Annotated in this window: 13 protein-coding genes; 5 read left to right on the top strand and 8 right to left on the bottom strand. The window is 45.4% G+C overall.

Going from position 1 to position 10,175, the window contains the following annotated elements; genetic code table 11:
- Nucleotides 1-147 precede the first annotated feature (147 nt).
- Together AB1466_00480 and AB1466_00475 are read right to left on the bottom strand one after the other, a co-directional pair.
- Nucleotides 148-555, bottom strand: a complete 408-nt coding sequence (locus AB1466_00480; GenBank protein ID MEW6188580.1) for a PIN domain-containing protein — start codon at nt 553-555, stop codon at nt 148-150.
- Nucleotides 556-816 carry a type II toxin-antitoxin system PrlF family antitoxin gene (locus AB1466_00475; GenBank protein MEW6188579.1) on the bottom strand — a complete coding sequence of 87 codons (261 nt, stop codon included), beginning with the start codon at nt 814-816 and terminating at the stop codon, nt 556-558.
- A gap of 636 nt (nt 817-1,452) precedes the next feature.
- Here AB1466_00475 and AB1466_00470 point away from each other — a divergent pair.
- From AB1466_00470 to AB1466_00450, 5 genes are all read left to right on the top strand, one after another.
- Complete coding sequence (locus AB1466_00470) at nt 1,453-2,070, top strand: hypothetical protein (protein MEW6188578.1); 618 nt, start codon at nt 1,453-1,455, stop codon at nt 2,068-2,070.
- Between the two features lie 92 nt (nt 2,071-2,162).
- The gene (locus tag AB1466_00465) at nt 2,163-2,777 is read left to right on the top strand and encodes a hypothetical protein (GenBank protein ID MEW6188577.1); all 615 of its coding nucleotides are present in this window, start codon (nt 2,163-2,165) and stop codon (nt 2,775-2,777) included.
- 308 nt (nt 2,778-3,085) lie between these two features.
- Complete coding sequence (locus AB1466_00460) at nt 3,086-3,232, top strand: hypothetical protein (protein ID MEW6188576.1); 147 nt, start codon at nt 3,086-3,088, stop codon at nt 3,230-3,232.
- Nucleotides 3,217-3,627, top strand: coding sequence for a hypothetical protein (locus AB1466_00455; protein ID MEW6188575.1), 411 nt, complete (start codon nt 3,217-3,219; stop codon nt 3,625-3,627). Before AB1466_00460 ends, AB1466_00455 begins: the two co-directional genes overlap by 16 nt.
- A gap of 92 nt (nt 3,628-3,719) precedes the next feature.
- Nucleotides 3,720-6,158 carry a signal peptidase I gene (locus tag AB1466_00450; GenBank protein MEW6188574.1) on the top strand — a complete coding sequence of 813 codons (2,439 nt, stop codon included), beginning with the start codon at nt 3,720-3,722 and terminating at the stop codon, nt 6,156-6,158.
- Nucleotides 6,159-6,483: 325 nt separating this feature from the next.
- Here AB1466_00450 and AB1466_00445 read toward each other — a convergent pair whose 3' ends face one another.
- The 6 genes from AB1466_00445 to AB1466_00420 form a co-directional block, all read right to left on the bottom strand.
- The gene (locus AB1466_00445; protein ID MEW6188573.1) at nt 6,484-6,732 is read right to left on the bottom strand and encodes a type II toxin-antitoxin system MqsA family antitoxin; all 249 of its coding nucleotides are present in this window, start codon (nt 6,730-6,732) and stop codon (nt 6,484-6,486) included.
- A gap of 709 nt (nt 6,733-7,441) precedes the next feature.
- Entirely contained in the window at nt 7,442-7,843 is a 402-nt protein-coding gene (locus tag AB1466_00440; GenBank protein MEW6188572.1) for a type II toxin-antitoxin system VapC family toxin, read from the bottom strand.
- Nucleotides 7,840-8,070, bottom strand: coding sequence for an AbrB/MazE/SpoVT family DNA-binding domain-containing protein (locus AB1466_00435; protein ID MEW6188571.1), 231 nt, complete (start codon nt 8,068-8,070; stop codon nt 7,840-7,842). The genes AB1466_00440 and AB1466_00435 overlap by 4 nt, the downstream gene beginning before the upstream one ends.
- 184 nt (nt 8,071-8,254) lie before the next feature.
- Nucleotides 8,255-9,154, bottom strand: coding sequence for a protoheme IX farnesyltransferase (locus AB1466_00430; GenBank protein MEW6188570.1), 900 nt, complete (start codon nt 9,152-9,154; stop codon nt 8,255-8,257).
- Nucleotides 9,155-9,188: 34 nt separating this feature from the next.
- Nucleotides 9,189-9,461 (bottom strand): type II toxin-antitoxin system RelE/ParE family toxin, encoded by a 273-nt coding sequence (locus tag AB1466_00425; GenBank protein ID MEW6188569.1) that lies wholly within the window; start codon nt 9,459-9,461, stop codon nt 9,189-9,191.
- A 37-nt stretch (nt 9,462-9,498) separates the two neighbouring features.
- A partial coding sequence (locus tag AB1466_00420) for an aminotransferase class IV (protein MEW6188568.1) occupies nt 9,499-10,175 on the bottom strand: 677 nt, incomplete at its 5' end.

Here is a 10,175-nt window from a genome sequence, read left to right as displayed (position 1 = left end):
TGAGTAGCATCCTTCGCAAGCTCAAGCAAACCGACCGCACCCAGGCTGTACTCTACGCCATCCGCCAAGGTCTGGCTTAAGCGGCGGATGAACGCCGCGCTACAATTCAATGTAGGGGCGGGTTCATCCCCACCCAATTTTTGCTTTTTACGGTTCAGTTCCGGCTATCCATGGGATTTTATTAAAATCCTCATCGTAGGAATAGATGACATCCATCCCCTTCTCCCTGGCGTACACGGCGTTGTAACAATCTATGAAATCGATGTTCTTATCCTCATAAAGTGCGATTGCCTCTGCTATTAAATCCTGGTTCTCGATCTTTAGGTTTGGGGTGTTGAGAATCATCTCCACTTTTTCTCTGAGTTCCCCCGGCGAACAACCATAGAAAGACTCAAGAGTCCACACGATTTCAGCAATGACAATGACACTTGTGTGTAACCTCAATTCCTTGTTTATTCCTCTCCTAATGAGATTTTGGCAGGCAAGCGATTTTTCTGGGTCGTCGGATGTTAGTATCCTCAGGAAAATGTTCGTATCCAGAAAGTATTCTTTCATTTAATTCTCCTCTGCCGCGCGTCGGGCTACAGCTCTTTTGGTCTCTCTTCTGACCTTCTTATAATCTTCAGGATGCATTTTTGGCTTCACAGTACCTGCAACATCCAGAATGGTACCCCTGATGGGTGTGAGTATCACGCGATCTTTCTCAAGCTCATACAGCAGTCTATCGCCCGGCTTAAGCTTTAACGCTTTCCGGATTTCCTTGGGTATCGTGGTTTGTCCTTTGACTGTTATCGTTGATCTACCCTTAAGCATCATTGTCACTCCTTTCTTAATTTTATGCATTGTTATTAATTATGCCTTACATTATAAAAATTCCTTACTTATGTTCAAGAAAATATACTTTGGATGGTCTCAATAGATCACGAAACGACATGGGTTTATCCTCCAACTAAAGCTTTTTTGAAGGGGGCAGCCCCCCGCGCTACAGAGGATTAAATGTAGGGGCGGTCTTGCCTGCCCGTCCGGCAGGCGGTGCCCGCCTCCATTCTCTCGGACTTTAGTTTTAATGAAAAATTCCATCCAATGACCGATGTTATCTGCTTCTCTCTCTATTTATAATTAGAAAGAGTTGAATAACAAAATATTTTTCCAATTTTTGATATTCTCACTTTCGTGCGAATATGAGAAAGATTTAGTTGAAAGAGTTGGAATTGTGGAGTTTAGAATCATTTGAAATGAATTAATAGTTGAAGTAATAAAGGTGGAACCGACCGACCTAGGAATGGTGCCAGGGGAAGGGGTTTTGGTTTTTAAAGGAGGAGGTGATACATAGGGGTACCAAGAAATGAGGGTGTGGTTCGCTGGCTAGCCCAACTGGTTAAGGCAACACAGCGAGCCAGAAGTGCCATACCCAATGGAAATTGCAATTTTGAGGGAAAGGAGGTGTAAGAGGTGAGAAAGCTGGGAATAATTTGTTTAGCGCTGTTGGTAGGTTTGGCATTTGTTGGGTTTGGTTATGCCTGGTGGATGAAGACTCTCAAGGTCGATGGCACGGTGAAGACAGGACATATTTGTGCTTCATACACCAAAGCCTTCACCGATGATAACGCTGTCGTAGATGATGCGGCTAAAGACTCGCAAGACGATGGTAAAGACCCGGCTGCAAGTGGGCCAGATCCTAAGCCTAGGCAGAACAAGGATGTGGGCAGTAGTTCCGCTACGATTGTGAGTGCCACGTCAGCTACGGTTACCATCAGTAATGGCTATCCTTGCTATTACACAACCGCCTGGTATGACATCCACAATGCTGGTACCATCCCGTTGAAGATCAAAGAGGTAAGGGTCAATGGCGTTCCTGTGACTCCCTCCGTGCCAACTCCGTTCGACCTCGATGGCGATGGGATAGACGATGTTACCATCCACGTAACCAACATTGCAATTGGGCAGATATTTGATCCTTCTAATACTATCCAGATGGATCTGGACATCCACGTGGAGGAGGGTGCCCCGCAGGCTGCGACGATGACCTTCCTGGTGGAGGTTGACTTCATCCAGTGGAATTGCCCGTAAGGTAGATGGACTAGGAGACTCTCTGAGTAGATGGAGTTAGGAGACTCAGAGAGTCTCCTAGAGTCCAACCTGGACCACTAGAAGGTGATTATATGAAGAAGGTGGTGATATTCAACTTAATATTGTTGGTAGGTCTAACTCTCCTAGGGTTAGGTTATGCTTGGTGGTCAAAGACCCTAACTACCCAGGGCAAGGTTAGCACTGGCGAGGTTGATTGGGAATTTGAAGGAGGCACTTTCAACTGTAAGGATCCGATTGTCCCGCCAACGAATGATTGGAATTGCGACTTCGGCTTTTTGAATATTCGCCAAGTGGATAAAAATGTGGGCGGTACCATTGGTGTGTTTGAGGATCCAGATGGTGATGGAGACTTTGACACACTTAAAGTTACTTTTGATAATGTTTATCCCTGCTATTATGAGCATATAACTTTTTGGGTGCGCTGTAACGGATCCATGCCGATAATAATCAAAAAGGTTATTATCGATGGACATGAATTTACGGGATTACCTAGCTATGTCACGCTTGATCTTAATGGCGATGGGAAAAATGATGTCGAGATCAGGTATGGGGATAACTTTGGGGCGCAACTAGACCCGGGCATATCAGCGGATATGAGCTTTGACATCCATGTTCTCCCAGATGCGCCTCAGTGTGAAAGCCTTAGCTTCACTATCGAGATCGTAGCCGGTCAGTGGAATATGTAACGCGGTCAAGGATGGTCGTTTGAAGGATTTAAGCTCGGGTTAGAAAAGGCAGAAGGGGAGTTTAAGAGTCCTCTTCTGCCTCTTTCTATCTTAAGTAAGGATTCTGGAGGCATGGTCGTGGAGTTTAAAAAACCGACAGTATTACTTGTGGTGATGTAGCTTTGTAGCTTTCCTGGCGGTGGGTTATGCATTGTGGACGGAGAGGCTTGAGATATCAGGTACAGTGCAGACGGGTCACATGAACGCAGATTTCACGGTGTTCCTCAAACGATCCACCGGGAACCATCGATCCAGGCAAGGACAAGGATGTGGGCTGGTGCAGCACTCAACTCAATGATTCCAATGGCGACGGTCTTTATGACCAGGTGATTGTGACCATCGGCAATGCCTATCCCTGCTATGACTGCGAGCTATCTGTCACCGTGCGCAATGGGGCACCGTGCCGGAGAGGATAGCCTCCATTGACATCACCGATCCTCCCAAGGTCATAGTGAGTCACGTAGGTCTAGTAAGTATTGTCCTTGATCCCGGCGAGGGGGTGGACGGCAGGTTCTTGGTCCATGTGGAGCAGGAGGCGCTTCAGTGTCACACCTATACCTTTACTGTAAAGATGACTGTAACCCCGTGGATTTTTGGCACTATAGGCTTCTGGAAGAAATGGAATAAACACAAAACATACACTAAGCAGCAAATAGAAGAGTGGCTGGATACAATCGATGCGGAGTCGTTGTGGCTGGGTACGAATTACCTCGGTTTAGTTGATCCAACCTTTGCCACTCTGGCGGAAATCATCTCGGCAATGGAGAGCAAATATAGCACGCTGCCCACAGGTGCCAGTTTGAAATCATGAAGAACGTTTACGATGCACTGAACAATCGGTCGATCTAGGCGTAACTCTTCGACTATTTTCGGTTTTGTGCTTTAATTATCTTTGAGGTAGTGGTGTTCTCTTTGAGAACTTTGAGAATGATGTTTTGGAGAAGGATTGATATTGGTCAGAATATAAAGGCTAACTTGGGCTGGCTCATTGTTTTGAGCTCAGTGATAGTGGTATATGTTCTTCTGAATCTGGTTTTACCTCGCCTCCTCAGCGGATTCATCATCGCTTATATTGCTCGACCTCTATTATGGTCTCTCTTGATTGCCTTGACACTACTTGTCTCGAAATATAGCGTGGCAGGGAAACTGCATTTCACCCGTTCTTTAATCACGCTATCCCTGCTTGTAGGTGTTCTCCACCTAGTTTTCTTTATTATTGCCGGCATCTTCTTCGGTTTTGGCAGGAATCCTCATCTCTTCACCCCCAAAGCTGTTGTCACGAACTCTGCTCTTGTAGTCTCAGTACTGGTGGGCATGGAATTTAGCCGGGCATATCTCATGAATCTCTTCGCTAAGCGCTATTTTACCTTAGCCTTGGCTGTCATAGCTTTGCTATATGCGGTGGTGGATATACCTTTAGCCAGTTTCACCATCTCTGGGAATCCGGGTCAGACCATCTCCTTTTTGGGCTCAACTTGCCTCCCCTCGGTTGCCCAAAGTCTCCTCGCCTCTTTTCTAGCACTAGTTGGAGGACCGCTTGCTTCCATTGCCTACTGCGGAATTTTGGAAGCCTTTGAGTGGTTCTCACCCATCTTGCCCAACCTGCCCTGGGCGGTCACCGCTTTTTTGGGAACCATTGCTCCCATCATAGGGCTTATTGTAGTTGAGAGCTTGACCAAGGCTGAACTCGCCGAAGCGAAAAGTCAGGCTAAGGGAGGTTCTTCTCTTGTTGCTTGGGTTATGGTGGCTGTTGTCTGTGTGGCAATGCTTTGGTTCTCCCTTGGTCTATTCGGTTTCCACCCTACATTAGTTGCGGGGCGCAGTATGAGCCCAGCGATGAAGCTTGGCGACATCGCCGTAGTCACTAAAGTTCCCGTGGAGTCCATCAAGGTGAGAGATGTCATCCATTATAGGAGGGAATATGGTTCGGTCATCCACAGGGTTACAGAAATTTGGCAAAAGGGAAACGATAGGCTGTTTGTAACCAAAGGTGATGCCAACGATTCTCCTGACACAGACCCAGTTCATCCCGACCAAATCATGGGTAAAGTCACCTTCGTCGTACCTAAATTGGGCTGGGTTTCAATAGGTGTTAGAAATTTCATTGGTACAGTTGTACGAGTATTCCCATGGATGAAAGATGATAATCAACGTAAAAGAAATCAAAATATCGATGATGTTGCGAATAGCATTGATGTTATGAAAATGACTGTACAGAAAAGGGCAACGGGAAAGATAACGCAAGCAGTCAAGGCAGTAACTCAAATGACAGAAAAAATGACGGAAACAAAGATAATCAAGGGCACAAGCATAACACCGACCAAAGCATTTTGGGAGACGAAAATTGCCAAGACCAGTACTGGGGGTGAAAGCAATAAGATTCAAGATCGAAGTGAACCCAAAATGATAACAAGGATAATAACCCCAACTGAAGGAACAGAGGAGCCGCATTTGATGCCACCAGCAATTCAAGTCGAGCCAGAACAAAATCAAACTACCATTGATGCGAGTGCTACCGATCTTAATCCCCCCAAAGTGGCTTTCATCTCCCCTTCCGAACAAGAAGAAGTTGAAGGAATCGTCGATGTAAAAATCGCCCCAATCGATGATGTTGGGATTCAGCAGGTAAAATTATATATCGATGGTGAGGAAGTGGGTAGCCTGAGCAAGGATGAAAAAGAAGGTACCTATATCTACAATTGGGACACCACCGCATTCGTAGACGGTGAGCACAAGCTCACAGCCAAAGCCTATGACCAGGCAGGCAATGAAGGCTCCTCAGAATTAATGGTGGTCGTAAATAATCCTCCTGCTGCCCCTAAAGATGTTTCCGTTACCCCAAAGGAAGATAGGATTGAGATCACTTGGGCAGCGAATACCGAACCGGATTTAGCGGGTTATAATGTCTATCGAGCGATTTCACCCGATGCCATCCACGGAAAGATAAATAAGGAATTGATAACCGAGACAACCTTCAGCGATACTGAAATTATCCCCGATATTGAATATCATTACATGGTCACCGCTGTTGACAGGTCCGGCAAAGAATCGGATACACCCCCTGCTCCTCCCCTGGATCTTACCGCTACCGTGAAAAAGGATGGGATAAACCTCAGTTGGGCAGCCAGCTTCGAACCGGATGTAATAGGTTATAATGTTTATCGAGCTACCTCCCCTGGGGGTGATTACGAGAAGATAAATGAGGAGCTGGTAACGGTGACGACTTTCACCGATGTTAAGGCTACCCAGAGGGTTACTTACTATTACGTAGTTAAAGCCGTAGACAGGGTAGGCAAAGAATCTGAGGCTTCGAATGAAGCATACACCTCAATAAATTATTGAACATGGTCTGCCTTTGTAAGGGGACAGTCCCCACACAATCTTTCACCTGCAGCTTTAAATACATTATTTCAAAAATTTCAGTGCTACAAGTAGCGCTACGGTTCTGCTTAATCTCTGCGATGCCTATCTCAGAATTTCTGAAATTCACTAACATCTTTTATCCTGCGACCTTACGCTGTAGCGGTTCACCCTGCCCAAATGGGACGAGTCCCCGCGCTACTTGGAATAACAGACCTAAAGGCCGTGCCTACCAGGTAGGTCTGTTTTTCTACGGGATTTTTTTGAACGAAATTTTGACCTTTAGTCCCAGATTCGACTAGTTTTGTTAAGAGGCTTTCACTTCTCCGAATTCTTTGACTGGCACGTTGATTAATTTTTTGACCTTTTCTTTAGTTCTGGCAAGTCTCTCCATTTCTTTAGCTACCTTGGCATCAAAGTATTTTTCTCCGCATTGGTTGCAAACCCAAGCAGGGACATTCTCTAGAACAGTTAGTTCATCTCCCCATCTATAGTCAACACGAACTTTCTTTTTTTCAATTGTTCCACCACAAAAGTAACATTTTTCCTTTAGCATTTACATTTACGACTCCTTTCGTCTCTTTCTAAAGTCTATCCACCTTTTTGGCTCTGGTCTATAGACAGTAACTATCATTATTCTCTCCTCTGAAAGATTACCACAAACTAGATGAAGTGGCTTCTTGTCTGACGTAAACCAAGAATGAGGCAACATGGTCCTCTTGGATCATCTGGATACTCTTCAAATAATTTCACTGTTTTTCACTGTTTTCGACAGCTTCTTCCAATTCCTCAAATGTGATTTTATCTAGTTCTCTTTCTTCCTCTCCATGCTGGGTAATTCTATATTTATTGGCTTTGAATTTTTGCTTTATATCTTCTATATCCATATTGAAGTCTATTATAGCAAACTAGTGCTGATACAACTTCATGATAGGTAAAAGTCCTCATCCAAAATATTTTGCCCCTGACGGTAGACAGCGGATGAACTCCTCTTACTTAGAATAACAGACCTAAAGGCCGTGCCTGCCAGGCAGGTCTGTTTCTACGGGATTTTTTGAGAATGGGATTTGCGCGGGCCTCCAAAAGGTTGTTCCCATCCAGATACTGGTGATCTCAGAATTACGGGTTAAGCCAGTTTTTGGTTTTTAGACCAGCCTTTTGTGCAATGAGTTCGTAGTGTCAATCCAACAATCTTTTACCTGGAACCTTGGAGCCGAACCTTTTATTTTTGCGGCAGAGTCCATACGGCAAGCCAAGTCGCCGCGCTACAACCACAAAATCTTTGCTTCCTTCTCTAGCCTCTTTAATTCTTTGTCACCCGTGATAACCTCGCATTCATTTTGAATAGCGAGAGCGACAGCAAAGCAATCGCCAAAAGCAATTGAATGCTTCGCTTTCAGCCTGGAAGCCTCATAAGTGATTTTTCTATCTGCTTCCACCAAAGTTATAGGAAGCTGGTCGATAACGGTTACGCATTCTTCGGCTTCTTTTTCTCCCTTGGCACGATGCATAGAATAATAAACCTCACCCCAATTTACGATGCTCATTAAAAGCTGGCACTTCCCTTTTTCAGAATCCTCTAGAGCTCGTTGAACAATATCAGCTCCCTCCTCGCCTTCCAAATAAGCTATTAAGGCATAGCTATCCAGCACAAACTTCTTTTTCACTTTGAAGCCTCCTCTTTCCGATCCGAGAGAAGAACCTTCAGAGCCGATTTACCTCCCTGAAACATCCCACGAGCATCCCTGATGGGGTTCCTCAAAAGCGGTTTTACCACTATTTCCCCATTCCTGTCCTCGATCTTTACTTTTGTGCCCTTGATGATGTTGTATTTTTTTCTTAAGTTTGCCGGAATCACAATCTGTCCCTTTGCAGTAGCCTTTACGATTGCCATGTTTAACATCTCCCTTATGTTATAACTTATGAAAAAAGTACAACATTTTGAATTAAGAGTCAACCAAAAATATATCCTACATTTTTGAAGACGATGACTGCTAGGCGCCATGGCGACAACAAAATCTATTTTGAGGAAGACGAGCTTGGGGGAGACGAGCTCCCGCGCTAGTTATATGAGGATGCTACAAAAGAGCTTGAAGCCAGAGGTCTAGGCACATTCCTAAGAAAATTAAACCCAAATAGGGGTAAGCTGATATCTTGTAAACCCTCCAAGCATCCCTCTCTCCTCGTCTTCTGGAAAGATAAACATTGCTCAAAAACATTAGGATTCCCAATACAGTGGCAATGATTAAATAAAGCACGGAGAATTTCCCCACAAAATAGAGACCAATGGTCGTCGCGTAAAGAAGGATGGATAAAGCCAACAAAGTTCTTATCGTGGTCTCGATTCCCCGATTGATGGGGAACATCACCACACCGGCTTGCAAGAAATCGTCTCGATAGGCGGTCATCAAACTCCAGACGTGAATGGGAGTCCAGGATAAAATGAGCAAACAAAGAAGTCCAATGGTTAAATCGAGTTTATGGCTTATGGCAGTATACCCCACCAAGACGGGCGCGGAACCCGATATTCCTCCCAGAATGTGGGTTATGGACCGCTTGCGACCGACCACCGCCGTTGTGATACCCAAGGCTCCGGATAGGAAACAAAGAGGATGTAAATACCAGGCAAGGGCAAGGGCGATGGCCAACAGACCGATGGCATAAGGCAGCATTTTCTCGGGTGGATCGATCCTTTTGGAGGGGAGTGCGCGGTGTTGGGTTCTCTTCATGAGGGCATCGACTTCGCGATCAAGGTAATTGGTAAGACCATTGCAACCGGCGCTTCCCAGGGTAACAGCAACGGCGGTTATCAGAAGAAGGTTGGACGGAGGAAATCCCTTTCCAGCAACCACGGCAGCACAGATACCAATGGAGGCGAGAAGGCTGGTTTCCTTTGGTTTCATCACCTCGACATAATTCTTGACCGTTGCTGCGGCATTGCTCACTAACTCTTCCTCTTCCACCTTTTCGACAACCATTTATTACCTTCCTTAAGAGTCTAAAGACCTGTTTTTACTGTGCTCTGAAATCCGTTTCTACAATGATTGGTCTAGTTATTTGACACATGATCAATATTTCCTCTAATGAAATAAAAAATGTGATAGTCTTATTCTCGTCATCGATGGTATATAAAATTCGATAATTCCCATAACGTAATCGCCATTCCTCTCGAGTAGTGAGCTTTTTAGAATTCACAGGTCGTGGATCTTGGGCTAATGATTGAATGAGCTCCGCAAATCGAGTGCGATGACTCGGGGCAAAATCTTCACACCCATTTATTATCACCTCTGTTGTACAGCATTTTGAAATCAATTATAGATTTTTAGTATTTGGTCTCAATGCGAACCAATTCTCGATAGGCTTGCCTGAGCAGCTGAGTAACCGGTCCGGGACGACCAGTTCCTATGGGTTGATCGGCTACCTGAACAATGGGTAGAATCTCCATCAAAGAATTGGTCAGAAAGCATTCCTGGGCTCCCATCAACGCATCGGGTGGAAACTTTCCCTCATGAACCGGTATCTGAAGCCCCTTTGCTAGTTCCAAAACCAACCGCCTGGTTATGCCGGGAAGGATACCAGCATCCATGGGAGGCGTGATTAAAGTATTGTCTCGAAAGATGAAAATATTGCTAACCGCCCCCTCAGCCACAAAACCCTTCGTGTTCAGGAGAATCGCCTGATCCACCCCGGCAGCCTTTGCCTCCATCAAAGCCAAAATATTATTCAAAAAATTCATCGATTTGACCCTCGCCAGGGGCGAGAGGTCATTTTGGCGTGTGCTCACTATGATCGCCCTTGCTCCCTTCTCATACAATTCATGGGGATAAGATGTGAAAGGTCGGGCGATGATGACCAGGGTGGACTTGGGGCAAGTGAAAGGATCGGGGCAGGTTTCTCCCTCTCCCCGCGAGATGGTCAATCTCACATAGGCATCGGATAAATTATTTGCCTTAATAGTCTCCTGAACTGCGGTCTCGATTTCTCCCTCCGTGACACCGA

Source organism: Actinomycetota bacterium, assembly GCA_040755895.1.
Taxonomy (GTDB): domain Bacteria; phylum Actinomycetota; class Aquicultoria; order Subteraquimicrobiales; family Subteraquimicrobiaceae; genus Subteraquimicrobium.
Note: the sequence above shows the minus strand (reverse complement) of the source record. Positions and strands in the feature narration are given on the sequence as shown.